Source organism: Paraburkholderia sp. BL27I4N3 (assembly GCF_003386115.1).
GTDB lineage: Bacteria > Pseudomonadota > Gammaproteobacteria > Burkholderiales > Burkholderiaceae > Paraburkholderia.
The window spans coordinates 42,058-66,397 of sequence record NZ_QREJ01000003.1 but is presented as its reverse complement, the minus strand read 5'-3'; the positions used below and the strand labels follow the sequence as shown (position 1 = coordinate 66,397).

General features: G+C 61.2%; 27 protein-coding genes and 1 pseudogene. 23 read left to right on the top strand and 5 right to left on the bottom strand.

The window, feature by feature from the left end:
- Positions 1 to 14 precede the first annotated feature (14 nt).
- The 18 genes from B0G71_RS40405 (at position 15) to B0G71_RS40325 (ending at position 13,797) form a co-directional block, all read left to right on the top strand.
- On the top strand, positions 15 to 692 hold the full coding sequence (locus B0G71_RS40405) for a type IV secretion system protein (RefSeq protein ID WP_116150112.1): 678 nt from the start codon (positions 15 to 17) through the stop codon (positions 690 to 692).
- Positions 682 to 927, top strand: coding sequence for a hypothetical protein (locus B0G71_RS40400; RefSeq protein ID WP_116150110.1), 246 nt, complete (start codon positions 682 to 684; stop codon positions 925 to 927). Before B0G71_RS40405 ends, B0G71_RS40400 begins: the two co-directional genes overlap by 11 nt.
- A 70-nt stretch (positions 928 to 997) precedes the next feature.
- Positions 998 to 1,873, top strand: coding sequence for a type IV secretion system protein (locus B0G71_RS40395; RefSeq protein ID WP_116150108.1), 876 nt, complete (start codon positions 998 to 1,000; stop codon positions 1,871 to 1,873).
- 155 nt (positions 1,874 to 2,028) lie between these two features.
- Positions 2,029 to 2,355: a hypothetical protein gene (locus tag B0G71_RS40390; protein WP_147308766.1), complete on the top strand. Its 327-nt coding sequence runs from the start codon at positions 2,029 to 2,031 to the stop codon at positions 2,353 to 2,355.
- Positions 2,352 to 2,498: a hypothetical protein gene (locus tag B0G71_RS41675; RefSeq protein ID WP_181917001.1), complete on the top strand. Its 147-nt coding sequence runs from the start codon at positions 2,352 to 2,354 to the stop codon at positions 2,496 to 2,498. The genes B0G71_RS40390 and B0G71_RS41675 overlap by 4 nt, the downstream gene beginning before the upstream one ends.
- 8 nt (positions 2,499 to 2,506) lie before the next feature.
- On the top strand, positions 2,507 to 3,349 hold the full coding sequence (locus B0G71_RS40385) for a type IV secretion system protein (protein ID WP_116150105.1): 843 nt from the start codon (positions 2,507 to 2,509) through the stop codon (positions 3,347 to 3,349).
- A gap of 17 nt (positions 3,350 to 3,366) precedes the next feature.
- The gene (locus B0G71_RS40380) at positions 3,367 to 4,266 is read left to right on the top strand and encodes a TrbG/VirB9 family P-type conjugative transfer protein (protein ID WP_116150104.1); all 900 of its coding nucleotides are present in this window, start codon (positions 3,367 to 3,369) and stop codon (positions 4,264 to 4,266) included.
- 18 nt (positions 4,267 to 4,284) lie between these two features.
- Positions 4,285 to 5,649: a TrbI/VirB10 family protein gene (locus tag B0G71_RS40375; RefSeq protein ID WP_116150102.1), complete on the top strand. Its 1,365-nt coding sequence runs from the start codon at positions 4,285 to 4,287 to the stop codon at positions 5,647 to 5,649.
- An 11-nt stretch (positions 5,650 to 5,660) separates the two neighbouring features.
- On the top strand, positions 5,661 to 6,323 hold the full coding sequence (locus B0G71_RS40370) for a hypothetical protein (RefSeq protein ID WP_116150101.1): 663 nt from the start codon (positions 5,661 to 5,663) through the stop codon (positions 6,321 to 6,323).
- An 80-nt stretch (positions 6,324 to 6,403) separates the two neighbouring features.
- Positions 6,404 to 7,441: a P-type DNA transfer ATPase VirB11 gene (virB11, locus tag B0G71_RS40365; protein ID WP_116150099.1), complete on the top strand. Its 1,038-nt coding sequence runs from the start codon at positions 6,404 to 6,406 to the stop codon at positions 7,439 to 7,441.
- Positions 7,438 to 7,734 (top strand): hypothetical protein, encoded by a 297-nt coding sequence (locus tag B0G71_RS40360; RefSeq protein WP_116150097.1) that lies wholly within the window; start codon positions 7,438 to 7,440, stop codon positions 7,732 to 7,734. The genes virB11 and B0G71_RS40360 overlap by 4 nt, the downstream gene beginning before the upstream one ends.
- Before the next feature lie 25 nt (positions 7,735 to 7,759).
- Positions 7,760 to 8,116 (top strand): hypothetical protein, encoded by a 357-nt coding sequence (locus B0G71_RS40355; RefSeq protein WP_116150096.1) that lies wholly within the window; start codon positions 7,760 to 7,762, stop codon positions 8,114 to 8,116.
- A 2-nt stretch (positions 8,117 to 8,118) separates the two neighbouring features.
- Positions 8,119 to 9,918, top strand: coding sequence for a type IV secretory system conjugative DNA transfer family protein (locus B0G71_RS40350; RefSeq protein ID WP_116150094.1), 1,800 nt, complete (start codon positions 8,119 to 8,121; stop codon positions 9,916 to 9,918).
- Positions 9,915 to 11,714 carry an LPD7 domain-containing protein gene (locus tag B0G71_RS40345; protein ID WP_116150093.1) on the top strand — a complete coding sequence of 600 codons (1,800 nt, stop codon included), beginning with the start codon at positions 9,915 to 9,917 and terminating at the stop codon, positions 11,712 to 11,714. Before B0G71_RS40350 ends, B0G71_RS40345 begins: the two co-directional genes overlap by 4 nt.
- Before the next feature lie 76 nt (positions 11,715 to 11,790).
- Positions 11,791 to 12,501: a StbB family protein gene (stbB, locus tag B0G71_RS40340; protein WP_116150091.1), complete on the top strand. Its 711-nt coding sequence runs from the start codon at positions 11,791 to 11,793 to the stop codon at positions 12,499 to 12,501.
- Complete coding sequence (locus B0G71_RS40335) at positions 12,501 to 12,953, top strand: hypothetical protein (protein ID WP_116150090.1); 453 nt, start codon at positions 12,501 to 12,503, stop codon at positions 12,951 to 12,953. Before stbB ends, B0G71_RS40335 begins: the two co-directional genes overlap by 1 nt.
- Positions 12,954 to 12,970: 17 nt before the next feature.
- Positions 12,971 to 13,294 carry a TrbM/KikA/MpfK family conjugal transfer protein gene (locus B0G71_RS40330; RefSeq protein ID WP_116150245.1) on the top strand — a complete coding sequence of 108 codons (324 nt, stop codon included), beginning with the start codon at positions 12,971 to 12,973 and terminating at the stop codon, positions 13,292 to 13,294.
- A gap of 152 nt (positions 13,295 to 13,446) precedes the next feature.
- A complete protein-coding gene (locus B0G71_RS40325) occupies positions 13,447 to 13,797 on the top strand; it encodes a hypothetical protein (RefSeq protein ID WP_116150088.1) in 351 nt (116 codons plus the stop codon).
- Positions 13,798 to 13,829: 32 nt separating this feature from the next.
- On the opposite strand, the gene B0G71_RS40320 is transcribed toward B0G71_RS40325, so the two are convergent.
- A complete protein-coding gene (locus B0G71_RS40320) occupies positions 13,830 to 14,222 on the bottom strand; it encodes a hypothetical protein (protein WP_116150086.1) in 393 nt (130 codons plus the stop codon).
- A gap of 222 nt (positions 14,223 to 14,444) precedes the next feature.
- On the opposite strand from B0G71_RS40320, the gene B0G71_RS40315 reads away from it, so the two are divergent.
- Both B0G71_RS40315 and B0G71_RS40310 read left to right on the top strand, forming a co-directional pair.
- Positions 14,445 to 15,062: a type IV toxin-antitoxin system AbiEi family antitoxin domain-containing protein gene (locus B0G71_RS40315; protein WP_116150085.1), complete on the top strand. Its 618-nt coding sequence runs from the start codon at positions 14,445 to 14,447 to the stop codon at positions 15,060 to 15,062.
- Positions 15,055 to 15,924, top strand: a complete 870-nt coding sequence (locus B0G71_RS40310) for a nucleotidyl transferase AbiEii/AbiGii toxin family protein (protein WP_116150083.1) — start codon at positions 15,055 to 15,057, stop codon at positions 15,922 to 15,924. Before B0G71_RS40315 ends, B0G71_RS40310 begins: the two co-directional genes overlap by 8 nt.
- Before the next feature lie 984 nt (positions 15,925 to 16,908).
- Here B0G71_RS40310 and B0G71_RS40300 read toward each other — a convergent pair.
- Positions 16,909 to 17,592, bottom strand: a pseudogene (locus B0G71_RS40300) (ISNCY family transposase); the annotation flags it as partial.
- Between B0G71_RS40300 and B0G71_RS42840 the strand changes: the two are divergent.
- Together B0G71_RS42840 and B0G71_RS40290 are read left to right on the top strand one after the other, a co-directional pair.
- Positions 17,559 to 17,933, top strand: coding sequence for a DUF5372 family protein (locus B0G71_RS42840; protein ID WP_404935507.1), 375 nt, complete (start codon positions 17,559 to 17,561; stop codon positions 17,931 to 17,933). The pseudogene B0G71_RS40300 and the gene B0G71_RS42840 sit on opposite strands and share 34 nt — an antisense overlap.
- A 159-nt stretch (positions 17,934 to 18,092) precedes the next feature.
- Positions 18,093 to 18,560, top strand: a complete 468-nt coding sequence (locus B0G71_RS40290; RefSeq protein WP_116150082.1) for a helix-turn-helix domain-containing protein — start codon at positions 18,093 to 18,095, stop codon at positions 18,558 to 18,560.
- 469 nt (positions 18,561 to 19,029) lie between these two features.
- On the opposite strand, the gene B0G71_RS40280 is transcribed toward B0G71_RS40290, so the two are convergent.
- From B0G71_RS40280 to B0G71_RS40270, 3 genes are read right to left on the bottom strand one after another with little or no spacing between them, the layout of a single operon-like run.
- A complete protein-coding gene (locus B0G71_RS40280) occupies positions 19,030 to 20,028 on the bottom strand; it encodes a site-specific integrase (protein ID WP_181916999.1) in 999 nt (332 codons plus the stop codon).
- Positions 20,025 to 20,954, bottom strand: a complete 930-nt coding sequence (locus tag B0G71_RS40275) for a tyrosine-type recombinase/integrase (RefSeq protein ID WP_116150079.1) — start codon at positions 20,952 to 20,954, stop codon at positions 20,025 to 20,027. The genes B0G71_RS40280 and B0G71_RS40275 overlap by 4 nt, the downstream gene beginning before the upstream one ends.
- Complete coding sequence (locus B0G71_RS40270) at positions 20,951 to 22,192, bottom strand: site-specific integrase (protein WP_116117523.1); 1,242 nt, start codon at positions 22,190 to 22,192, stop codon at positions 20,951 to 20,953. The genes B0G71_RS40275 and B0G71_RS40270 overlap by 4 nt, the downstream gene beginning before the upstream one ends.
- A gap of 167 nt (positions 22,193 to 22,359) precedes the next feature.
- Between B0G71_RS40270 and B0G71_RS40265 the strand changes: the two genes are divergently transcribed.
- Positions 22,360 to 24,336: a recombinase family protein gene (locus tag B0G71_RS40265; RefSeq protein WP_116150077.1), complete on the top strand. Its 1,977-nt coding sequence runs from the start codon at positions 22,360 to 22,362 to the stop codon at positions 24,334 to 24,336.
- Positions 24,337 to 24,340 lie beyond the last annotated feature (4 nt).

Genomic DNA, 24,340 nt, shown 5'->3' with positions numbered 1-24,340 from the left:
GAGTGGAGGAGTACATGAATGTCAACGATGTCACGCCGGTCGCGCGCCGGCTTCGTGGCGCCCGCGCGACGATGGCTCTGCTTGCCCTGTGCACCGCGGGTACGGCCCACGCGCAGGGCGTGCCGACGATCTCGCCGGCCGAACTCGCGCAGCAGATGTTGCAGGTCCAGCAGTTGTTCCAGCAGATCCAGAACCAGGAGGCCCAGTATCAGGCGCTGACCGGCAACAGCAGCTTCGGCACCATCATGAACAATGTGTCACTGCGCAACTATCTGCCCGAGCAGTGGCAGAACATCTATGACCAGGCGAGGAGTGGTGGGCTGTCCGGCATCAGCTCGTCGATGCGCACGATCGAGCAGCAGGAGAGTATGACCGGTGCCAGCACGCCTGGCCAGCAACGCTATTACGACACGCTCGCGGCCAACAAGGCGATGAACGAGCAGGCATATAGCGCGACGACCGCGCGGCTGAACAACATCCAGTCGTTGATGCAGCAGTCCAATCTGACGCAGGACCCGGCGCAGAAGGCGGATCTGCAGAACCGGATGGCGGCCGAGGAGGCAATGGTCACCAACGAGCAGACGCGCCTGCAGCTCACTGCGCAGTTGCAGCAGGCCGAACTCAAGCTTGCTGAAGAGCAGCGCGATCGTGAATTCGACAACGCATTTCTGGGGAAAACCAATGATCAATAAGACACTTCTCGGCGCAATTATCAGCCTGCTGGTCGCTATCGCGGGTTATCTGGGCTATCTCGCCTGGGATCGTCACCAGCACAACGTGCAGGAGGAGCAACAGCAGCAGCAGGATCTGAAATTCGATGCGGCATTCCTCGGCACGACACCAGAGAAGCTGGCCGCTGAGCGCAAGGCAAAGGGTATCAACGCCGCAAGCGACGATGCCGAAGCGAGCGCAGCCGGCCTCAAGTAGTCCGGCGTGACCAACAATACCTGACTGAAGGAAGGAGGCATCCGTGGCAGACGTCCAGCTTTTTACCTCAATGACCAATGCGTTCGACCAGAACGTGCTGAACACGATCACGACGGGCTCGACCCGCATCATTTCGCTCATCTCGCCATTGATGGCCACCTGCTTCAGCATCTACGTCCTGTTGATCCTCTGGACGTACTGGCAGGGCCGCAACGACGAGCCGATCAACGATTTCCTGATGCGCATGGCGACGTGGGCCGTGATTCTCACGTGCGGGATGAACATACAGTTTTACAGCGAGTACGTCGTACCGTTCTTCAATGGGCTGGGCGAGCAGCTGGCCGGTGCGGTGACCAGCGGCAACAACCCCGTGTCGGGGCTGGACAACCTGCTCAATGCGTACATCCATGCCGCGCAGTCGATCTACGCACAGGCTTCGGGTTTCAAGGTCATCGCCGCGGTCTGGACGATCGCGCTCATGATCATTTTTGGCGGTCCGTTCATGGCAATCGCGATCGCCTACATCATCCTCGCGAAATTCGCCCTTGGCATCCTTCTCGCGCTCGGGCCGTTGTTCATTTCGGCAGCGCTGTTTCCACCGTCACGCCAGTTCTTCTGGAACTGGGTCGGACAATGCATGAACTACGTATTTCTCGTCACGCTCTTTGCAGCCGCGTGCGCGCTGGAAGTGAACTTCGCTATGGGTATCGTTCCGCAGACCGGGTCGCCATCAGTCGCACAGGTCATTGAGCTGGACATCATGGGGCTGGCCTTCTGGGTGATTTCGCTCAATCTGCCCGGGCTTGCGTCGGCGCTCGCGGGTGGCGTCGGCATATCGACGATGGTGGGCAAGCTGGGTGGCGTCGCGAGATTTGCTGCCTCGGTCGGAAAAACGGGCGGTGGTGGCTCGCCGAAGACTGGCGGCAGCTTGAGTGAGGCGTCGTAAAAATGATCAGGTTATTCAGAAAGATCGCGCGTTGGTGGTTCATCGCGGCAGTGGTGGCGACGATCGGCGCGATGTTATCGATCAAGCTCTTCTACTGAGCCTGCATCGACCGAAGCATCGAAGCGTCAGGCCATCGACATAGCAAGGGAGAAAAAATGCGTCCATTGAACTGCCATGCAGCAGCCCGGCGTACGCCGGTGCGGGCGATTGCGCCTCGCGCAATTATGGAGCTCGTTGTCTACGCCGCCTCGATTGCGTTTTTGAGCGTTTTCGCGTGGCGGATCCTCGCGCCGTTCAAACCGGAGGTACTCCGCATTCTGTCGGTGTTGCCAACCGACTACTGGACACTGGTGTGCATGTGCGCCGTCCTGTTCTTTCTGGCGCTGCAGATTCCGGGCATTGGTGCCGCGATCGCGGCCGGCGTGTGGGAGGCTCGTGAATCCCGCCATACGGTGCGATGCGCGAAAGGCTGTCAGTCATGAAAACCGCACTCGTGGTGGGCCTGCTCATTCTCTCGTTGCAGGCGTGCAGTTCAGCTCCTAAACCTCGCGAGCCGACGGGCCAATGGGTGCCCGTCAACCAGCCGGCGGCGCAGCAACAGGCTGCCCGTACCGAACCGAAGTGAGAAACCGAATGATCTTTACCATCAGACAGTGGTTTGCGGGAGCCACGACGGCACGCAAACGCGGGCGCGCCGGCGGGGAGCCTGCAGCCGCGCAGCCGGCATCGCCTGCGAGCGGCATTGACGCAGGCGAGCGTGACGCTGTCGCGTGGTACCTGAAGCAGGCGCAGGCCTTCGAGAGATCCAAAGTCGAGGCCGCCGAAGAGAAGGCGCGGATCGCCGACCGGCGCTCGATGCTGTCGGGCGGTGTGGCGCTCGCGGCTGTTTTTGGCATGGGGGCTTTAGGACTCCTGAAGCGGCCGAATCCCCCCGCTGTACTGCGCGTGAACGATACGAACGGCAACGTGGATGTGTTGCCCACGACGGCCACCGGTCACGTGAGCTTCACCGAGAAGACAGACCGCGCGGATCTGCGCCGCTATGTCGAACTGCGCGAAGGCTACGACTGGGAGACGATCTCCGACACGCACGCGGCCGTCATGTTCATGAGTGACGAGCACGAGCAGGAAGCCTACGACGCGCTCGTGCGCGGCCCCGCCGGACCACTCAAGCTGCTGAAGGATCAGGTGCGCGTGCTTGCGCGCGTGGGCTCGATCACGTTCGTCGGCTCGACTGCCCAGGTATTTTTCTCGCGGCAGCTGATTCCGCTAAACCCCGCGGTGAAGCGGCCTGATCCGACCTACTGGATTGCGACAGTGGCGTTCGGGCGCGTGGACGTGCCGGAGAAAAAGGACCAGCAGGACATCGACCCGGACGGCTTTCGCTGCACGAGCTACGAGGTCACGCGCGACTGGACGCGGGTGCCGGCGGATACACCGTCATCGCCGACGCCCGCAGCGGGTAACGCATCGTGAAGGCTGGATTCTTTCGCATGCCGCCCGGCGTGGTGGCCCTCGCCGCGGGTCTCGCCTTCGCTTCGTCGCATGCCAGGGCACTCGAGACACCGCGCAGCTGCGGTTCGGATCCGCATATCCAGTGCGCGACCTACGACCCCAATCAGGCGTATCGCGTCGCCACCATGCCGGGGCGCGTGGTGATGATCCAGTTCGAACCGGGCGAACACATCATCGACAGCGGTGAGGGCATCGGAGATGGCAAGGCATGGCACGTGGCCATCAACGATAGCGGGGCGCTGCTCAAGCCGGGTGCGTTGCAGCCGGAAACCAATCTTGTGCTCGTCACCAACCGGCGCACCTATTCCCTCTCGCTTGCCGACGTGTCGGCCGGCCAGCCGGCGACGTGGATGCTGCGATTCGACTATCCGGACACGAAAGCGAAGCTGACTGCGGCGCAGCAGCGCCGGCAGGAGGCGGTCAGCGCGGCGCTCAGTGGACAGCAGGGCAACGGGCCGGCCGTGCCGGCGTCGAACGCGGGAGGGGCGAACGCGGTTCGGCGAGCCGCTGCCCAGGCGGTGACATCGGCATCGGCCGCGAACATGCAGTACATGATGCGCGGTGATCGCGCACTCGCGCCGACCGCGCTCTGGGACGACGGCCGCTTTACGTACTTCAAGTATGCGACCGCGCGGGACCTGCCGACGATCTTCACCAAGCTGCCGGACGGCAGTGAGGCGACCGCGAATTTCCACATGGAGGGCGACACGGTCGTCGTGCACGAGGTGTCGAGTTCGTTTGTCATCCGCTACGGCCAGTCGGTGCTGGGCATTCGCAACGATGGCTATTCGCCCGATGGCCATTACAACCGGGCGGGCTCGTCGGTGCCGGACAGCGCGCGCATCCAGCGCGACCATGCCGGCACATCGGCGAACTGATCAGGGAGCGAACACGGCATGACTGAACGAAACGAAATCGAACATGCGGCGTCGACCAACGTCGGCCCGCAGCCTTCGCTTGACCTGCCGGGTCGTCGGAAGACGCGGGTGGGCAAACTGCGCCTGGTGCTGGTCGCGCTGGCCGTGATTGCGCTGGGTGCGTCGGGCGTCACGATCTATCTACAGCGGCTCTTCCAGCAACATCAGGATGCGAAGCAGGCGGCGCTCAGCAAGCCGAAAGACAGCGGCGCGAGTGACGCGGGCGGGGATCTCGAGACGCAAAAGGATCGGATCAGGAAAGCGGAGGCTGATCAGGCCCGCGCAGCGTCGGAGGCGGCGGCGGCTGCGGCTGCGGCGACTTCCCGCCTGGCGACACCGGCTGGGGCGGCATCGCAGACGAACGTACCAGCTGCGGCGAGCAACCAGCCGCGGCCGCTCACGCCGGCCGAGCGCCGGCTGCAGGGCAGCGTGCTCGTTTCGGGCGGGAACACCGGGTCTGGCCGGAGCGACGATGGCCCGGTGGCCTCGAATGAAACCGCAGATGACAACGAGGGCAACCGTGCCGGCAATGACGGAGCGCCCAGTCATGACGCCGGTGGACTGGCCGGCCTGGCGAAGTCGATGGGCATGGCGGCGCTGCGTGGTGGCAGTGCAGGGGGGCCGTCCAGTTCGCCGAACAGGACGGACGCGGGCGACAGCAAGGGTTCGTCGATCGACCAGTCATTGCAGCCTTCGAAGCTGCAGCCGATGCAGGCCTCGTTCCGACCGAACCGCCACTACCTGCTCAGTCGCAACACGATGATCCGCTGCGGGCAGGCGACGGCCATCCGCACCGACCGGCCGGGCCTGATCGGCTGCCCGATCGCGCAGGACGTCTGGTCCGACGATGGCACGACCCTGCTGGTCCGCAAGGGCGCCATCGCCAAGGGCGAGCAGCGCGACGCGGTCATCCAGGGACAGGGTGTGATCGGTGCGATCTGGGACGAGATCGATGACGGTGACGTGCGCATTCCGCTGAATTCGCCGGCGACCGATCCGCTCGGCGCAGCCGGCATCCCGGCCTGGGTCGACGAGCACTTCTGGCAGCGCTTCAAGGGAGCGCTGATGGTGAGCCTGATCGGCGACTTTGGTCAGGCGCTCGCGAACAAGGCGATCGGAGCGGGCCAGACGATCACCTTGTCGAACAGTTCGAACGCCACGCAGGACGTGGCCGCCGAGACGCTGCGCAGCACGATCAACATCCCGCCGACGGCGTATTCGAACCAGGGCTCGGTGATCAATATCTTCGTCGCACGCGACATCGACCTGAGCAGCGTCTACGAGAACGTCGACGCGCAGGGTAACGCGGTCGGCCAGAACGGTCAGCTAACCGGACAGCAGTGAGGAGCGCACGCATGAACCTGAAAGTCACCTTTCCCGAGGACTTTCCGCTGCACGGGCTCGATCGTGACATGTTCGAGGCGAAGCTGCGCGATGCCCTGTGTTTCTGCCTCTACGGCAACACGGTCCGGCAACTGGCCGAACGGGTCGATGCGCGGCGTGCGCGTCGGCTTCCCGATACGTTGCCCCTTCTTCAGATCGCCGACGAGCATGCGTTCGACAATTGCATGGCGCTCGACGGTTGCCGCATCGACGACATGTCAGTGGCGCTGCGCCGCAACCTGCTGCACAGCGTCGGCGCGCGTATCGGCATCACGCTGTCCGAATGGGGTGATAGCGCGTTGCCCGCCCTCGATGATCCTGCGCATCAGGCCATCATGCCAACGGAGGTTGCTGCAACTAACCGTCAGGTCGACAGTTCGCCGTCCATCACGACGCCGCGACGTCCGTTTCCCGTCTGGCTTGCATGGGCGCTGGGTGTGGCGCTCGTGAGTGGTGTTGCAGTCTGGAACATGAGGCGCCCGGCTGCATCCTCAGCCTCCCTCGTTGCGACCGTGATTTCGACGTCGCCCGCGCAAACGCTGCGTGAGCTGGCCAGTAGCGTGCCGGACGACCGGCAGCCGTACCGCGTGTCCGTGCGGATCGAGCCGCAGGACGGTGTCGTCACGCATCGCTGACCCGTACCGTCCGACTAACTGCCCCCCGACTGGCGCCCGGTCCGCGACCGGGTATGTCTACCTGCTGACAAGGAGTACGAATGAGCGCCGTTGTTATCGATGTGATCGAGAAAGGCACGATCGCCCGCAGTTTCCTCAAACAGATGGGCATCGCGAACTTCTTCGACGGCAGCCTCACTGAGGTGGCCATTAACCGGCCCGGCGAAATCTGGACGCAGGGCAGTGGCAGCTGGAAGCGGCACGATGCGCCCGCCTGCACGCTCGATGCGTGCTTCAAGCTCGCCAACGCGCTGACGGTCATGAAGGGCGGCAGGTTCTCCACCAAGGAGCCGATTCACCCCGTGGTGCTGCCCGACGGCCAGCGCGGGCACGTGCTGATGCAGCCGGCGTGCGAGCAGGACACCATTTCGATCACGATCCGCATCCCGTCGAACGTGCGCTTTTCCGTCGCCGAGTATGAGCGCAACGGCTGGTTCGAGGGCTATCGCGACGTCTCGCCGCGTCGCGCCATGCCAGCGACACTTGACCTGCAGCCGTTCGAACTTGAGATGCTGGAAGCGAAGAGCCAGCGCAACGTGACGCGCATGCTCGAGCTCGCCGTCGCAAACCGGCTGAACATCGTGCTTGCCGGCGGCACCGGCTCCGGCAAGACGACACTGAACAAGGCGCTCTCGGACCTGGTGCCGTCCGGCGAGCGCATCGGCACGATCGAGGATACGCCGGAGCTGTCACTGCCGAATCATCCAAACCGCGTGCACCTGTTCTTCAGCGACGCACTGCCCGCGAAGGAACTGGTGCGCTCGACGCTGCGCATGAAGTTCGACCGCGTGTTTCTCGCCGAGCTGCGCGGCGACGAAACGTGGGACTACATGACGCTGCTCAACACCGGCACGCCCGGTGGCATCACGACCGTCCACTGCAACGACGCACGCTCCACCCCGTCGCGGATCGCCACGCTCATCAAACAGAGCGTGGTGGGCCAGACGCTCGACTGGCAATTCATCATGGAACAGGTCCGCGTGACCGTGGACCTGGTTCTCTTCATGCGCGACAAGCGCCTGTCCGAGATCTGGTACGACCCGATCGGCAAGGCGCAGTTGCTGGGGGGCACCTCATGAGCGCCATGGACGTCACCGAGGTGGCCGCTGTGGTGGCCGCTGACGATCCCGGTCTGTGCAGATGGCGGCCGTCCGGCGAATTCGCGATGGTCCACCCGTCGGGCTGGTCGATCGCGCGATACCTGGTCTACGACGAGTGGCGCTACCTGCTGTGGGAGCCGGTCGATCTGTGCCGCCACGCCCGGGGCAATGCGTCTCACGGCCCTTTCCGCAATGTACGCGACGCGATGCGGTTGCACAGGCAACTCGCGTTACCGGACTCCAGGACGCGTGATGGGAAAGACTGCGAATGACGCGCCCACCCATTGAGGACCCGTCATGCCCAAACCTCTTCGAATCCTGATCCCCGTCGTGGTCTTCCTGCTGATCCTGGGCGGCTTCGCGTTCCTCGGCCAGTTCGCCGCCGGCGAGCTTTTCGCGAAGATGCAGAAGCTGCCTGAGGGGAGTGTGGGCGTATTCACGCTGTACGACTACTGGCACGCCTACGGTGACGTGCCCGCGGTGGTACGCGCGCTCAAGGTATGCACGCTGCTGTCGGTGACTATCACGTGCCTGCCGGTGGCTGTGATCACGATGGCACTCGTGTCGGGCCGCAAGCGCCTCGCGCAGTTTGGCGAAGCCCGGTTCGCCACCCGCGGTGACATCGTGAAAGCGGGCCTGCTGGAGAAGAAATAGCCATGACGACTTCGCCACACCTGTATCCGCCGTTCATCGTGGGCAAGTACAAGGGTGAATACCTGAAGTACTACGGCCAGGATTTCCTGATGGCGGCCGCCGGCACCCGCTCCGGCAAGGGCACATCGCTCGTGATCCCGAATCTTCTCACCTATCCCGATTCGGTCGTGGTCGAGGACATCAAGGAAGAGAACTATCTGTACACGTCCGGCTACCGGCGGGCGTGCGGTCACGAAACCTGGCTGTGGGCGCCGTTCTCGGAAGACGGCCGCTCGCACGCGTACAACCCGCTTGAATACATCCGGCGCCGCGCGCCGTACACGCGAGTGGGCGACGTGATGACGATCGGCGAGCATCTGTATCCGTCCAACGTCGATGCGCGTCTGAAGTACTGGAACGATAATGCGCGCAACCTGTTCATCGGGATCGTCCTGTACCTGCTGGAAACGCCCTCGCTGCCTTGCACGTTCGGCGAAGTGTTACGACAGGCCTCCGGGAAGGGCCGTGCGATCCGCGAACATATCTTGTCGATCGTCAGCACGCGCGCCGATGCCGCTCACGCGACTCCAGCGACCGGGGGGCTGCCGCCGCTGACCTTCGAATGTCTCGATGCGCTGAACCGCTTCCTGTCGCAATCGAAAGAGGCGTTTGCCAATATCGTATCGACGATGACCGCGCCGCTGAACGTCTTCAGCAATCCAGTGGTCGACGCGGCGACCAGCCGCTCGGACTTCGATCTGGCTGATGTGCGCAGAAAACGCATGTCGATCTATGTCGGCATCAAGCCGGGGGACCTGAAAGCCGGCGCGCTGCTGGTCAATCTCTTCTTCTCGCAGCTGATCGATCTGAACACGCGTGAGCTGCCTGCGGAAAATCCCGCGCTCAAATACCAGTGTGCGCTGATCCTGGACGAGTTTGCAGCGCCCGGCAAGATCGACATCATCGAGACGGCCAACGCGTTCATTGCGGGCTACAACCTGAGGCTGATGCTGATTTTCCAGGGCATGTCCCAGCTCGAGGATCCGAAGCTGTATGGAAAGCACGGTGCCGAAACGCTGGCGATCAACTGCAAGATGAGGAGCCTTTACGTGCCGCGCACGGTGAAGGAGTCGGAAGAGTACTCGAAGATGCTCGGGACCTTCACGCTTATGGCGCGCTCGAAGAGCCGCAGTCGTGGCCGCAGTTCGTCGACCAGCACCAACGAATCGGAGCACGGCAGGGCACTGATGATGCCGCAAGAGCTGCGCGCCCTGAAGCACAACAAACAGATCATCACGATCGAAGGGTGCGAGCCGATCCTGTGCGAGAAGGCGTTTTTTTATGAAGACGCCGAGCTCGTCGACCGGCTCGTGCGGCAGAGCCCCTACCTGCAGGGGGTGATGGCGAAGCTGGAGAAGACCAACCGCCGCCGCGCGTGGTTCGGTTTCGGTCCGAAGCTTCCGGACGAAACACAGATGAAACACGCCGCGTTCGTCGCGCGTGAGCTGTGCGCACCCGTGCCCAGGATCGACGTCGAGCAGTGGTGGCAGACGCAGAATGCGGCCCGCCGCGCGCAGCAGGCCGCGGCGGCCGCAGCCGCGGCCCCACAGTCCGCCGGGCAGGCGCTAGACGTCCGAAATGTTCGCGAACACGAGATCGGTGTCCTCGCGCCTGCGCACCTCGCCAACCGCAACAGCATCCGTGCATCGCTCTTCCAGCTGATGCCCTATCTGCGTGAAGTCCTGCCGGACGCGGGGGACGCCGTGTCGGGGCAGACCGCAGCACCTCAGTCGCAGCCTGAACCTCAAGGAGTGACGATATGAACGAAATCGAATTTCCTGCCGACCAGATTGATTACCGCGAACGCGATGCGGCCAACACGGGCGACGCGTCGTCAATCCGCGCCCGTACTACGCCACCGGCGAACGAGCCGGACGCGCGCGCCGTGCCCGGCGGTCCCGACACGCCTGTTGATAACGCGACCAGAGAGCACCTGAAGAAGATCCGCTCGGCCGATCGGGAGAAGGCCGAAAGGCTTCTCAAGGGCGATGCATTGCCCCACGTCGCATCCAACGCCGCACCCAACGTCGCGACCGACACAACCGCCGACACGGCGACCGACGAGGCGGTGAAGCCGGCCGTCGGCACTGGCAGACTGCTCGGGAAGAAGGGCGACGGTCCGGAGAACAGCGTCCGGCCGAAGCCGGTTTTCGAGAAGACCGGCTATGACGTGCCGAAGTCGGTCAGTAACTGCTATGTCGCGCATGAGGGCAAGTTTCTCGATCGCAAAAGCGAGACGGTGCACTTCGAGGACAAGGGCCGTTCACTCGCCACGGCCAGCGAGGACCGCGAGGTGATCGCGCACATGGTCGAAGTCGCGAAGGCGAAGCACTGGGGCGAGCTGCAACTGAAGGGCAGCGAGGAATTCCGCCGGCAGGCGTGGATTGCGGCCGAGCTTGCGGGCGTGCCAACACGCGGCTTCAAACCTGCTGCGCAGGATCGGGCCGCGCTGACCGCCGCGCGCGAGGCGATGCGCATCGGCGCCGCAGACAGATCGAATCACGGCGAGGCAGCCCGCACGAACTCGCTGGATACAGCTGACGGCCAGAAACCCGATACCGTGGGCCCGGGCAAGCCCGTGCAGGATCCCGCCAGCGGGGCAGTCGCCGGTCCGATGCCGGCGTCCCGGCAGGCGAGCCGCGGGCCGGCGCAGACGAGATCGAAGGTTGACGCGAAGGCTGACTCGAAGACTGACCTGAAGGCTGACAGGCAGCCGCCGCAGCCAGATCAGCCCACAGCGGGTTCCCAACCGGCCTCGCCGCCGCTGGATCAGTCTGCGGCTGGCGTGACCGCGGGCGTACTGGTCGCGCACGGCGCGGCACCGTTCAATCACGATCCGAAACAGAACCGGAGCTATTACGCGACCGTGCGCACGGCCAGCGGTGAACACACCGTGTGGGGACTGGATCTCGAACGCGCGATCGGCGAAAGCGGTGTGCAACCCGGTCAGCGGATCGAGCTGGAAAAGGGTGGCAGTAAAACGGTAACCACGCAGCAGCGTCAGTTCGACGACAAGGGTAAAGAACTCGCCCCAAAGTCGGTCGGGAGCCGACGCAACGAATGGCTGGTGTCCTCGCCGGATGTACCCGGTCTGCCCACGCGTGTGCAGCGCGAGGCGCTGGCCAGCGTGCGCCGCGACGTGGATGAGCGCCGTCGGATCGATGAGGCGCGCGAACGCTTCCTGAACGGAGACTGGGAATACTCGAAGGAACAGCGGAAGACGCTCGATGAGGCGCGCGAACGCATCAAGGCGCAGGCCGCGCGCGAGGTGCTGCGTGACGAAATCAAGGGTCTGCCGGCGCAGCAGCAGGAGAAGCTGATGGGGGAGTTCGAAAGCGCCGTGGCCGAGGCGCGCGCAGCTAACCGGCCGCTGGAGGTGCCGATGCCGCAGGTCAGCGAGGCGACCATCGAGGCGGTGCGCGAGCAGATCGCGCGCGAACAGCGGGGGCAGGCCCAGGCCGCGCCGCAGTCGACGCACCATGCGTCGCGGGAGCATGGAGGAGACCCGCAGTCACACACCGTCGAACACGACGGGCCGACCCTCGAAATGGAACCGTAAAGCAGCAGATCACAGCGGGCGGCCGCGCTCGTCTCGCGACCGTCATCGTCAGATTGAACAACAGGAGCAGGACACTATGAAGATTGCAGTCATCAACTTTTCCGGGAACGTCGGCAAGAGCACCGTCGCCCGTCATCTTCTCGCACCGCGCCTCGAAGGTGCGCAGGTCATCGCGATCGAATCGATCAACTCGGACGATCACGAAAAAGAGGACGCCCTTCGGGGAAGCCAGTTCGACGAACTGCAGGAGCAGATGATGATGCTCAAGAATGTCGTCGTCGACGTAGGCGCATCGAACGTCGAAGACTTCATCGGTCTCATGCAACGTTACGATGGATCACACGAGGATTTCGATATCTTCGTGGTTCCCACCGTACCGGTGGTCAAACAGCAGGTCGACACCATCGCGACGCTGGACGAGCTGCGCGATCTTGGCGTGCGGCCCGACAGGATCCGGCTGCTGTTTAACACGGTCGACACGAAATCCGACCTTCGCAAGGCGTTCCTGCGGATATTCGATCATCACCAGAGCAAAGGCGGCTTCGTCCTGAACAACGAGGCGGTCATCTACGAAAACCCGATCTTCGAAAAGATCAAGCCGTTCGACAGGTCAATCATCGAAATCCGCGACGACCCCACGGATTATGTCGCGTGGAATGCAAAGGCGATGGAGGAGGGAGCGCCCGAAGCCCAGCGCGCCTACATCCGCCAGATGGTTGCACTCAAGCGCCTCGCGAACCGGGCGGCTTCGGAACTTGATGCGGTCTTTGATGTACTGGTGCACTGATGGGCGCACCAGACGATGCGATCCGCGAGGAACTGATCGGGGCGGTGCTTGGCGAGCTGTCGCTCCTGCGCCGCGACGTGAAAGACCTGTCGCAACTGCTCGAGGCAAGCGGCAAACAGTTCAAGGATGACGGGGAGCTGACGCTGCTGCGGTATGCGTCGCGCCACGAACAGTTCCTGAAGCAGTTTTCCGAATCGAGCGCCGACGTGCTTGCGCAGGCGGTGAGTTTCGCGCAGGCCCGCGACCAGTTGCTCGGTGAGATCTCGCTGCGGCAGTACGACGAGGCCAATGGGCGCAGCCGCCAGTTGCTGAGGGACGTGCTGCGCGAGGCAGGCTGGAGCAACAGGTCGGCCCTTACACGGTTCGAACTCGCGGCATGGATGGGCGGGGCCGCACTGGTGTCGGCCGCCGTGACTCTGGGCGCGTTCGCGCTGCTGCACGGACTGCTGTGATGCAGGGGGGACACACCATGAAAACCATTCTGGGAATGCTTCTGGCCAGCTCGCTGCTGGCCGGCCAGTTCATTAGCGCACCGGCGCACGCCGACGACAATGAGGACGCGTGCGGTGCGGTGCTCTGTCTTGCCGGGCTGATGAACGGTGGGAGTGGCGGCAGCGACTGCAGCCAGTACGAGGCGAACTACTTTTCCATCGTGAAGTATCACCACGGCCACTTTGATCTGAGCGGGACATCGAGCGCCCGCGGTGACTTCCTGAGCCAGTGCAAATCAGTCGGCGGCGACCAGAAAAGCTCGGTCAACTCGAAGTACGGCGGCGTTGAGAAAGGGCCGTGAACAGGTCTCTCGCCTGACGAGCCCGAGACCAGCAATCGTCCGTCGTATGCAGTCGAGTTGGCATATCAGACGGGTGCCGGCCGCACTGAACGGCCCGATGGTCTGCAAGCGCCGGCCGCAGTACACTGCACGACGGTGTGGCGGAGAATACGATGAAACTCACTTCCGGAAAACTGCTCCAGCTCATGAAGCCAGGACGCGCGTATCAGGCACACGAACTGGCAAAGCGTTCCGACACGTCGACCGCCCAAGTCAAGGACATGCTGTGCACGCTCGTCGAAGACGGCCTCGTCCGGATGAACAGTCATTCATCGCGCATTATCCGCTTCGAGCGGCTTTCTGTCCTGCCGGAACCACCGTCGCGGCCCATTGTCGGAACCGGGATATCGACGAGCGTGGCGACACAACCCGTGACCCGTCAGCTACACGGCTCGCTGCGCGGCTACGAGGCGTCGCTCGCGAGCGTGCGCAGTCTCGCGATGCTCACGCGTCATGCACACTGAGGACGGACAGCCATGCGCCTGATTGATCGGGATCACCCCGACAGGGTCAAGCGGCAGCTCATCCCTGAAGAGAGCACGGCGGTGCGCAGGTTCTGCAGCGCCGGGCAGGACGTCCGGGCGGAGATGTTGAACGGGTGGCGGCCATCCTTGAGGAGATGCACAACGGGCGGCACGTACGGCAATGGCTCGAATGCGACTGCTGGCCGGGAGCCGCCACGCAACCGCGGCTGACGGCCCGGGTCCGGGAAGAGGGACCACGTCATTTCGTGCGCATGCATGGCTATGGCGAGCATCGCTGCGCGCTGGCTTCCTTCCGTCAGCAGCCGGAGACGGAGGGCGAGCCGGACGATGACACCACGCCACCCGGTCGGCACAATCCGCTCAAGCCGGTCGGCGACGCGCTCGACTACCTTGATGACGAACATGAACGCGCCGCGCGCCCGGGAGAATCGGGCGGTTTAACCGCGTCCAGTTGCTCGGCGATCCAGTCCTCATGGCGCGAGGCATCCACGCTTGGATAGGGCCGCTGCGGGCTGTTTGTTATCATTGACTCTAGGAGCACCCTATGGTGCTGCGACAACTGGCGTGTATTCGGGTATGATACAAATCCTTGGTGTATAGCTCATATATTCCGCGTTTTTGTATCAATGTCCCCAGCCCTTTCTCAACGCCATATCGCCCATGCCTTGCTCAAGGCCCGCGGAATCGTACGCCTTGCCGAATTTCGGGCCGCTGGCGTGACTGCAGCTACTGTGAGCCGCATGGAACGGGCAGGAGAGGTGATTCGGCTTGACCGCGGGCTCTATCAGCTTTCCGACGCCCCGCTTGACGCCAATCACACGCTGGCGGAGGTAGCCAAGCGCCTGCCAAAGGGGGTCGTGTGTCTCGTCTCGGCACTCGCATTTCATGGGCTCACCGATCGCCTTCCTGGCAAGGTCTGGATGGCTATTGGCCAGAAGGACTGGGCTCCCATAAATGCCGGTATGCCACTGCGGGTTGTCCGATTCACCGGGGCCCTACTCACCGAAGGCGTTGAGATTCATGTTGTCGAAGGCGTGCCTGTAAAGGTATTTGGTGTAGCCAAAACCATCGCGGACTGCTTCCGGCACCGAACCAAGATCGGACTTTCGGTTGCGATCGAAGGGCTTCAGGAGGCGCTTCAACAACGTAAGGCGACTCCCGGAATGATCGCCCGCGAGGCTGAATGTGGTGGCGTTGCTACCGTCATTCGCCCCTATCTGGAGGCACTGACCGCGAATGGCTAAGGAAATTAAAAACGTCGGTGCCTCAGTCCGCGCAAAATTACTTCAGCTTTCGAAGTCGAACGGCCAGAGTTTCGACCTGGTATTGACGCGCTTTGCTTTGGAGAGGTTTTTGTTCCGGCTGAGCCAATCGCGTCATGCTGACCGCTTCGTGCTGAAGGGCGGCATGCTCCTGATAAGCTGGTTTGACGACCCGCATCGTGGTACGCGCGATCTTGACCTGCTTGGCTTCGGTGATTCAAATCCGGAGCAGGTGCTGACTACGTTTCGCGAAATTCTGCGTCAAGAATTCAACGACGGCGTGACGTTCGACGCTGACTCGCTCGGGGTCGATCGTATTCGCGAGGAGACAGAATATGGCGGTCTCAGGCTGCGGACTACGGCGTCCATCAGCGGTGCCCGAATCAGGTTGACGATCGACGTTGGATTTGGCGATGCGGTGGAGCCAGGTGTCGAGATGTTGGACTACCCAGCCCTGCTGGATTTTCCTGCGCCGCGATTGCGCGCCTACGCTCGGGAAACCGTCATAGCGGAGAAGTTCCAGGCGATGGTGGCGTTGGGGCATGCGAACACCCGGCTGAAAGACTTCTATGATATCTGGATCATTAGCCGCTCCTTTGCATTCGAAGGCGATCGGTTGGCACGGGCGATCGCAGCGACGTTTGCCCGTCGAGGGACCGCGGTTCCCACCGAACTGCCGGATGCGCTGACGCAGGTCTTCGCTGCGGATGAGCAAAAACAGCAACAATGGCGTGCGTTTATTGGTGATGTCGCTTTTGACCCAGGCGATTTGGCCGGTGTGCTTTCAGATATTGCAGCATTCTTGATGCCAAATGCGGTTCTCGCGGCAAAGTTGAGTGTATGAAATATTTCAGGGCGTGTACGATCCTGCAGCCGCATGACTATGATGTGTTTTCGCGGCGCGTAAATGCGGCGCGTAAATGGCGTGCGGTTACGAAGAAAGCATTAATAGCCTGGTTGAAGAGCTGCTTCAGAAGCGGCTATTGCGTTCACGCTAGCGGGAACTGGCATCTCTGCATGACCGGTACTCTGCCGTCGGAGCGCTGTCGCCCGTTCCGCTCATCCACACTGCTCCTGCAAAAGCTGTGCTGCTCGATATCGAGTAATCCGCAACTAACGGTCTATTGTCCACCGCCTGACCGCAACCGAAAACCCTCAGCTGGCAACGGCGAGACGGCCATCCGGTGACCGAAGCCTGTTTCGGGACCCATTATCGAGGGGTCCCGGACATCCGCTGGATCACATTCTGTCAGACAGTGCTCGCGCCGCTTCCAGCTTCTGGCAGATTGATCCCAGCAAGGCGTGGTGCAAAACACATCAAGGATCGCGAATGCTTTGGACGGGGTTCACTACGGAAGCGCTTGATCGCGCGCCCGCCATCTCCCCGGATCGACGCGCTGTGGTTTTTACACTGTCGCTATGCGGCCTCGAGGTCGAAGGCGTCATTGCACGTGACGCACCTGAAGAATGTTTCTGGCTACCGCGTGGCACCCACGGGACGCTCAGGCTGACGACGTTCGAAAACGGCCGCAACCGGATCTCCGCCGTTGCGCAACGAAAACGCCTGGCGCGACCCGACGGGCGGTCTCGCTGACCGTCCACGACTTTATGCCCGCTGCACGGTTGCCGGGGTAACGAGGTTCGGGCTTCGCGGATGGACCTGGACGGAAAAAGCACGACCGTTCATGTCGAGGCCATTTCAAGATGTCGTAGCGGCAGCTAAATACAGATGTCGTGTTTTTGAGGGTTAAAAGATTTGTCTTTCATGGGTTACCGTTCATGCAGTGTTGAAGAACAGTGCCTGCAAAAGCAGGGCGCTTAAGTCCGTTCAGCTCACACCTGTAGACCGACGACCAGGTTTTCCAGATGGTTCCGGCTGTCTGCGCTGTGCCAGATCCGCGACCACCTCGTTGATGTCGGCCTGCGTGAATTCGCGTTGCTTCTTCGTGCCGGGCGGCCGCTTCGGTTTGCGCACAGCCTGGCCTTGATTCGTGCGGGAAGGGGAGCCGGAGATACGCCGGTTGTCGCGCTGCGCCTGGATGACCTGCGCGACCTGCAGTGCGTAACCGAGCCGCTTGTGCTCGATCACGGCACCCTGATCGACCTCGGCCAGTTTGTCGTACGGCCTGCATGGCAGAACCTCATCATCTGCGCGGATCTCGATGCGTCCGTCCGGGTACTCCCACACGTCGATGTAGCGGTGGATCAGTTTCCGGTTCACCGGCGTGTCCTCCAGCAGGTACATCACGCGGTCGTACTGCACGGTCAGCGACTTCGAGACGCGGCGGGTCTCGCGCCAGGTCATCAGCCGGTCCAGACTCTCGTCAGCGCGCAGTGGCCGGTGCGCGTCGAAGTCGCTCTTCGGCGGTTTCGCGAAGCGCGCGTTGTACGCGGCCATGAAGGCGGGCGCATATGCGTTGGCGCCGGCGATCGTGCTGATCCCGCGCAGCCGCAGTTCCTTCACGAGCCGGTCCTGCAGTGTCAGGTGCGCGCGCTCGACGCGGCCCTTGGCAAAAGCAGTCAACTGCACGCGATCTGACCGATGCGAAACAGTTGTTTCGGGTCACTCATCCCTTCCATCCGTTGCACGGACGAGAATTCACGCTTATAGAACGGCGCAGCACGTGGGGAGAAGACCGCGTCTACTTCCACGACGACGCGGGTGACCTGAAGCGCATGCCGGCAGCCTGGACGAGCGCCGCGGATCCCAATGCATTCGAGACAGTGTCCGCGGGACGAGCGCATTTCCGCACTGAAGATCTGTTGCAATTGACCATGCTCATTGCCCGGTACGGAGAAGCGAGCAGACATTCAAAAGGTCGCGCAGGCAGGAGAAAAATGTCAAGTAAATAATGCCTTTTATGTAAATTAAATTACGCCATTCAGTGATGCTTCTGTGTTCATGGCCAGATAGTCCTAGGCTTAAATCGGCCATATTATCTGGGCATTCGCGTGCAAAAAATGCAAAAAGACCTTGACATCACATACATTTGGTCATAATTTGCATTACATATGTCCCGCTTCCGAAAACCCGACCCGAAACTCGCTGCTCTCGAAGAGAGTGGCACTGTGAATCCGCGCCCGCAGGACGTCGCTGATCCTGCCTTCATCGAAAGCGACTTCTTCGATCCCCGGGATCTGGTTCAAGTCCGCTACGAAATGTTGCGACGCGTACGCGTGGACGGGCAAACCATTGCGGATGCGGCCGCACACTTCGGAGTCAGCCGGCCGACCTTCTACAAGGCGCAGGCCGACTTCGAGCGCGATGGTTTGGCTGGGTTGCTGCCGGTCAAGCGCGGTCCTCATGGACCTCACAAGATCACCGATGAGGTGATGCGCTTCATCGAAGAAGCGTGTGCGATTCACGCCGGGCTGGAAGTGCAGGAACTGATTGATCGGATTGCGGCGCGGTTTGGTCTGGTGGTGCATCGACGCACCGTGGAGCGCGCCCTGGCGCGCTCGAAAAAAAAACGACGGTAAATCCTCCCGTAACGGCGCGCGATGCCCCGTCCCTAAGCCGGTACTACGAAGACTTGCGCCGGGAAGTTCTCGAACCGGGCGGAGGTGGTCCCACGCAGATGCGAGGCCGCGCCCTGTTTATGTTCAAGGGTATGGCGGTCTGGATGAAGTCTGTCACCGAATTGCTTCCATTTAGTCCAGTACCGGTTGCGCACCCGAGGGGACCGAATCTGCCTGTCGGTCTCGAACAGAATCTGGTCGCTATTGTGGCGACGATGGCAATTGCGACGGTGGAGGTGGTGGCATGAGCGATCAGACGAACGCGAAAGTCCAGGCCCGGCATCTGAAAAGAAGTGCCTACCTGTATGTCAGGCATAATTCCGTGTAAAAAGTTATGGCCGAGCATTTATGAATGATGTAATTGAAGTTCTTATTTGCAAGGTACTGTCGCAGCATGCGGCGGCACAATGCTCGGCATTATTCTGGCCCGTTACAATCCATTGAGGAAGGCCAGCAGTTGATCATCAGGTCGGTAAATTCCCCGCTTACCGTCATGGGGTGTGGCTTTCTCCAGCATTTTCTTCTTTAATTCGAGGTCCGCATCTAAATAAATTTGTGTGGTTTCGGGGGACTCGTGACCAAGCCACAGGGCAATCATGGTGCCGTCGAAACCCGCTCGCAGCATTTCCATCGCCGAGGTGTGTCGAAGCTGGTGGAAAGTCACGCGCTTTTTTCGCAGGGAGGGACAGGTCTTGCGGGCCGTCTCAATATGTTTCGTCAGAATGTAACTCACGCCATCGGCGCTTAGACGACCACCACGCGCATTGGGAAACACGATGTCGCTGTCTGCTTTGGCAGTCTCCTGCAGCCAGTTCTTGACGATCGCACGGGTCTGCTCGGTGAGGGGTATGCAACGGGACTTTCGACCTTTACCCGCTACCCGAACATGGGCGCCCGTGCCCAAGGTCACGTCCTGTCGCTTGAGTCCTGTCATTTCAGACAAGCGCATGCCGGTTTGCACCGACGTCAGGAGCAGCGCGTGATCCCGACGACCACTCCACGTCCTCGTATCGGGCGCGGCCAGTAACGCATCGACCTCTGGTCGTGTCAGAAATCCGACCTGAGTGCGGGTATAGCGTTTGGCGGGAATAGCGAGTGCCCGTTGAATCTGCTCGGATCGAGAAGGTACTTCAAAGGCCGCATAGTGAAAGAAGGAGCGGATGGCGGCGAGGCGAACATTGCGGCTGCGCGCGCTGATACCACGTTGCTTTTCCAAGTCGTCGAGAAACGCGCAGATAAGTGGTGCATCGATATCTTCGAACAACAAACTGGCCGGCTGCTTGTGTCGTCTCTTTTGTATGAATTTCAGTAGCAACCGGAACGTGTCACGATAAGATTCGATCGTGTGTGAACTGACTTGCTTTTGCTGCATGAGTCGCTGGGTGAAGAAGGCCTGCAGAAGGGTGGAAAAGCGGGCGGTCGATTTCACGATGGGTTCTCCCAGTGATGTTCGAGCAGTTTTGCCGCCAGCCCCATCAGCTCCGGACACAAGCTGAGGTACCAGTAGGTATCGCTCGGATGAACGTGCCCCAGATAAGCGGATAAAAGCGGTAAGCGGCGCTCAACATCTTCGCCATTGCGGTACCATTGCACTAGGGTCTCTGTGGCAAATCGGTGGCGAAAATCATGTAAACGCGGACCGTGGGTAGCGGTGGGGCTGCGCAAACCGATTTGGCGCGACAACGCATGGAACGTTCTGTACACGTCCGCGCGATGCAATGGATTAAGCGTGCTTGACACAAACAGGTGGAGCGCGGAGCGTCCAGCAAGAAAACGCTCACGACGTTTTACGTAATCAGCAAGCACTTGCCGGGTTGACTTATGCAGTGGCACCATCCGCATTTTTCCGAATTTCCCCCGAACCGTCACAATGCCTTCCTCCAGGTCAACATCTTCCCGTGTCAAATCGAGCGCTTCACCGAGGCGTAATCCCGACACACTCAGCAGACCGAAGAAACAATAGTATGTCCACGGACGCAGGCCCACTCCACCGGAGAGAGTCAATGCGGCTTGAAGTAAAGCCTCAATTTCTTTGCTGCTGTAAAGGTAGGGCTTCGCTCGGCGCGGGCGGTACGGCATCAAGGCGCACGGCGGAATCTCCGTGTGTGGATCGAAGGCACTGTAGTACTGGGCAAATCCACGGACATAACCTAATCGTGCTGCCCAAGTTGCCAGCTGAGCGTGCTTTGGTTGCTGTGCCCACTGGAGCACGCGGCGTAGGGTGATGTGAACAGCCCGCCGCCTTTCCATAAACGTGACAAAGTCCTGCAAAGCGTTGCCGGCAAGAAGCAGCTTGAATCCCAGGCCGCGGCGCAACGCTAAGTAGCTCTGAACCGCTTCGCGCAATGTGTTCATTGCATACCTCCCGGCCAGGGCAAGCCCAGCGTGCGTAAGGCAGCAAGGTCGATCTTCGCATAGATCGCCGTTGTTTCTGGATGACGATGGCGCAACAGCTCGCCAACCTCTGCCAGGGAAGCACCCTGGCGCAATAGATCGCAGGCCAGTCGATGTCGAAACTGATGCGCACCCTTGCGAGGCGTATCAATCCCCGCTCGTTCCAGCGCGCGAACAACGATAGATCCGATGGCTTCCTGCCCCTTGAACTCCCCCACCGGCGCCACGCTACGCAGAAATACAGCGCGGCTGGTACTGTGTGGTCGCCCCTTCTGCAGGTAGTCGGCGATCGCCTCACCCACATCGGTCGGTAGCGGCATGGGGCATCCTCTTGCGCCTTTACCGTGCACATAGAGACTTCCACTATCCCAATCGATGTCATCCAGTTTGAGCGCGACGATTTCGCCCGCGCGCAAACCCAGTCGCGCCAGCAGCAATAAAACTGCATAATCACGGGAGCCCACGGCGCTTTGACGGTTGCAAGATGCGAGCGCTGCTTGCGCATGCTCCACCGCGATCGCACGAGGGACTGTTGACATCGACCAGTTGGCAACAGTAGGTACAGCGGCAGAGAGATCACACTTGACGGCGCCGCAGTAAAGCAAATAGCGGAGGAAAGATCGCAGCGCAGTGACCATCATTTTTGCCCGCGCCAGATGCAGCAACTTTACCTGCTCCTGCACAAATGCGATGACATTAGCGGCGCGAAGCGAAGTGAGTTGCATCTTTTTACGGTCAGGGAAACAGGCCGTCAAAAAGACTCGGGCAAAACGCGCATAGATATCGACCGTCTCGGCCGAAAGTACACGTTCCTGCTGCAAGTACACTGTGTACTCGTCCAATACTTTCCGATAGGGTGTCACCTTGATGGCAACGGTCGGCAACTCTGCGATGGCACCCTGTTGGCGCAGAAAATCCAGCATCCGCTTTAATACGTAGGTGTCGCTTGATCTGGGACGTCGATGACGAGCCCGATAACGAAGATAGCGCGGTATATGCTCGTCCGTAATCGCTGGTAAAGCAGCGTGTGTTTGCTTGAGCCAACGGCTAAAATCAGCAACCAATCGGGTTTGCACGTGGCTCGACTCAGGAGTAAATCCTTGGTCGTCGAGTGTTTTAGTAAAGGAACTGATGTAGGGCGCGAGCGGCCCCTCTAGCACACACTTCAACGACCACGACCGACTATAAGACGGCTCCATGATGATCTCCACCTTTCAATCAAGATTGCCTTAAGATGAGTCAGGATAATGCCGACTTCGTTGGGACGAAATCGCTACGAGTGCGATAAAAATCAAACTACTCGGTCATATTTTTTTGCACGGAATTATGTCGATAATTCCGAGATCGGAATTACAGGCAGTCCACATTGCGACAGCTGTTTGAGAATACCGAGAGCACTGAGCGCCAGTACAACCTCCGACAGCGTGCGATCGCCCTCGGATGGCGCGATGATCAGGTGGTCGTAATCGACTCGGACCTCGGCCTGTCCGGCGCGTCCGCGGTAGATCGCCAAGGGTTCCAGCGCCTTGTCGCCGAGGTAAGCCTGGGACACGCCGGGATTGTGATGGGGCTCGAGGTGTCACGCCTGGCACGCAATTCCACCGACTGGCATCGACTACTGGAGATTTGCGCACTGGCCGACTGCCTGATTCTTGACGAGGATGGCGTCTACGACCCCGCGCATTTCAATGATCGATTGCTGCTCGGCCTGAAGGGCACGATGAGCGAGGCTGAGTTGCACGTCATGCGGGCACGGCTGCGCGGCGGGATCCTCAATAAGGCGCGTCGCGGGGAACTGGAGATGCGGCTGCCCATCGGCTTTGTCTATGACACCGGGTCACGCGTGCGCCTGGATCCGGACGCTCGTATCCAGGAAAGCATCCGGCAGCTCTTCCGTACATTTCGACGCACCGGTTCGGCGTGGGCGACGGTCAAGGCCTTTCGTGAGCAAGGTCTTCTGTTCCCGCATCGGGTCCAGCACGGAGCCCGGAAAGATGATGTGCTGTGGAGCGAACTCGAGCACTCACGCGTACTGTGGGTCCTGCATCACCCGCGCTATGCAGGTGCGTACTGCTTCGGGCGCACGCGCCATCGAAAGCATCCCGGTGGGCAGAAGGTCTCAGCCCGGATACCCACTGCGGAATGGGTGTCGCTGATCCACGACGCCCACGAAGCTTATGTGAGCTGGGAAGAGTTCGAACAGAATGTTCAGGTGTTGCGTGAGAATGCCCACGCACTGGGCATGGATCGGGAAAGGGGCGCGCCACGTGAAGGTCCGGCGCTGTTGCAGGGCCTTGCGATTTGCGCCAGATGCGGTGAGCGAATGACAGTGCGCTATCACGTCCAGGGCACGCGCAGGGTGCCGGACTACATGTGCCAGCGTCACGGCATCAAACATGGGGCGCCCATGTGCCAGCATGTTCACGGTGGTGAGCTTGACAATGCCGTTGGCAGGTTGCTCGTGGAGACAGTCACGCCGGTCACGCTTGAGGTCGCGCTGGCGATACAGAAGGAACTTGAGGGTCGCTCTGAGGAGTGTGACCGGCTGCACCGCCACAAGTTAGAGCGAGCACGCTACGAAGCGGATCTGGCACGTCGCCGCTATATGCAGGTCGATCCAGCGAACCGATTGGTCGCGGACTCGCTCGAAGCTGAATGGAACCACGCGCTACGCACCCTCGCCGACGCTCAGGATCACTACGAAAAGCGGCGCGAAGCAGATCACACCGGACTTGACGATAAACAGCGTGCGAGCATCATGGCACTCGCCAGAGACTTCCCTCGTCTGTGGAATGATCCCCGCACACCTGATCGCGAACGAAAGCGCATGGCGCGACTGCTCATCGCAGACGTGACTTTGCTTAAAGGTGCAGACGTATGCGTTCAGATACGCTTTAATGGTGGCGCCACACACACGCTACATGTGCCGCTATCCAGGCCGGCGTGGATATTACGGCAGACCCCACGCGAAGTCGTTGCCGAAATGGATCGGCTTCTCAACGAGTACACCGAGGGTGAAACGGCGGCGCAGCTGAATCGTCAGGGACACGTCTCTGGCTGGGGCAAGCCGTTTAGTTCAAAAATGGTCACGCGGATTCGACTGTCACACAAGCTGACGAGTCATCGTGACAGGTTACGTGAACGTGGAATGCTCACCCAGGACGAGATCGCAGAGCGGCTGGATGTTATGCCGACGACCGTGAAGACCTGGCGTCGTGCGGGGCTGCTTGTAGCCCACCGCTACGACGACAAGGGCGGATATCTCTTCGAGCCACCCGGCGCCGACGCACCGGTGAAATTCCTACACCAGGGAAAGACCCGTGGCCGACGCTCCGCCACATAAACAC

What these genes read in the sequence shown, in the direction of transcription:
- B0G71_RS40405 (WP_116150112.1), top strand. Translation starts at nt 15, where the DNA reads ATGAATGTCAACGATGTCACGCCGGTCGCGCGCCGGCTTCGTGGCGCC.
- B0G71_RS40400 (WP_116150110.1), top strand. Translation starts at nt 682, where the DNA reads ATGATCAATAAGACACTTCTCGGCGCAATTATCAGCCTGCTGGTCGCT.
- B0G71_RS40395 (WP_116150108.1), top strand. Translation starts at nt 998, where the DNA reads ATGACCAATGCGTTCGACCAGAACGTGCTGAACACGATCACGACGGGC.
- B0G71_RS40390 (WP_147308766.1), top strand. Translation starts at nt 2,029, where the DNA reads ATGCGTCCATTGAACTGCCATGCAGCAGCCCGGCGTACGCCGGTGCGG.
- B0G71_RS41675 (WP_181917001.1), top strand. Translation starts at nt 2,352, where the DNA reads ATGAAAACCGCACTCGTGGTGGGCCTGCTCATTCTCTCGTTGCAGGCG.
- B0G71_RS40385 (WP_116150105.1), top strand. Translation starts at nt 2,507, where the DNA reads ATGATCTTTACCATCAGACAGTGGTTTGCGGGAGCCACGACGGCACGC.
- B0G71_RS40380 (WP_116150104.1), top strand. Translation starts at nt 3,367, where the DNA reads ATGCCGCCCGGCGTGGTGGCCCTCGCCGCGGGTCTCGCCTTCGCTTCG.
- B0G71_RS40375 (WP_116150102.1), top strand. Translation starts at nt 4,285, where the DNA reads ATGACTGAACGAAACGAAATCGAACATGCGGCGTCGACCAACGTCGGC.
- B0G71_RS40370 (WP_116150101.1), top strand. Translation starts at nt 5,661, where the DNA reads ATGAACCTGAAAGTCACCTTTCCCGAGGACTTTCCGCTGCACGGGCTC.
- virB11 (WP_116150099.1), top strand. Translation starts at nt 6,404, where the DNA reads ATGAGCGCCGTTGTTATCGATGTGATCGAGAAAGGCACGATCGCCCGC.
- B0G71_RS40360 (WP_116150097.1), top strand. Translation starts at nt 7,438, where the DNA reads ATGAGCGCCATGGACGTCACCGAGGTGGCCGCTGTGGTGGCCGCTGAC.
- B0G71_RS40355 (WP_116150096.1), top strand. Translation starts at nt 7,760, where the DNA reads ATGCCCAAACCTCTTCGAATCCTGATCCCCGTCGTGGTCTTCCTGCTG.
- B0G71_RS40350 (WP_116150094.1), top strand. Translation starts at nt 8,119, where the DNA reads ATGACGACTTCGCCACACCTGTATCCGCCGTTCATCGTGGGCAAGTAC.
- B0G71_RS40345 (WP_116150093.1), top strand. Translation starts at nt 9,915, where the DNA reads ATGAACGAAATCGAATTTCCTGCCGACCAGATTGATTACCGCGAACGC.
- stbB (WP_116150091.1), top strand. Translation starts at nt 11,791, where the DNA reads ATGAAGATTGCAGTCATCAACTTTTCCGGGAACGTCGGCAAGAGCACC.
- B0G71_RS40335 (WP_116150090.1), top strand. Translation starts at nt 12,501, where the DNA reads ATGGGCGCACCAGACGATGCGATCCGCGAGGAACTGATCGGGGCGGTG.
- B0G71_RS40330 (WP_116150245.1), top strand. Translation starts at nt 12,971, where the DNA reads ATGAAAACCATTCTGGGAATGCTTCTGGCCAGCTCGCTGCTGGCCGGC.
- B0G71_RS40325 (WP_116150088.1), top strand. Translation starts at nt 13,447, where the DNA reads ATGAAACTCACTTCCGGAAAACTGCTCCAGCTCATGAAGCCAGGACGC.
- B0G71_RS40320 (WP_116150086.1), bottom strand. Translation starts at nt 14,222, where the DNA reads ATGTTCGTCATCAAGGTAGTCGAGCGCGTCGCCGACCGGCTTGAGCGG.
- B0G71_RS40315 (WP_116150085.1), top strand. Translation starts at nt 14,445, where the DNA reads ATGTCCCCAGCCCTTTCTCAACGCCATATCGCCCATGCCTTGCTCAAG.
- B0G71_RS40310 (WP_116150083.1), top strand. Translation starts at nt 15,055, where the DNA reads ATGGCTAAGGAAATTAAAAACGTCGGTGCCTCAGTCCGCGCAAAATTA.
- B0G71_RS40290 (WP_116150082.1), top strand. Translation starts at nt 18,093, where the DNA reads ATGTCCCGCTTCCGAAAACCCGACCCGAAACTCGCTGCTCTCGAAGAG.
- B0G71_RS40275 (WP_116150079.1), bottom strand. Translation starts at nt 20,954, where the DNA reads ATGAACACATTGCGCGAAGCGGTTCAGAGCTACTTAGCGTTGCGCCGC.
- B0G71_RS40270 (WP_116117523.1), bottom strand. Translation starts at nt 22,192, where the DNA reads ATGGAGCCGTCTTATAGTCGGTCGTGGTCGTTGAAGTGTGTGCTAGAG.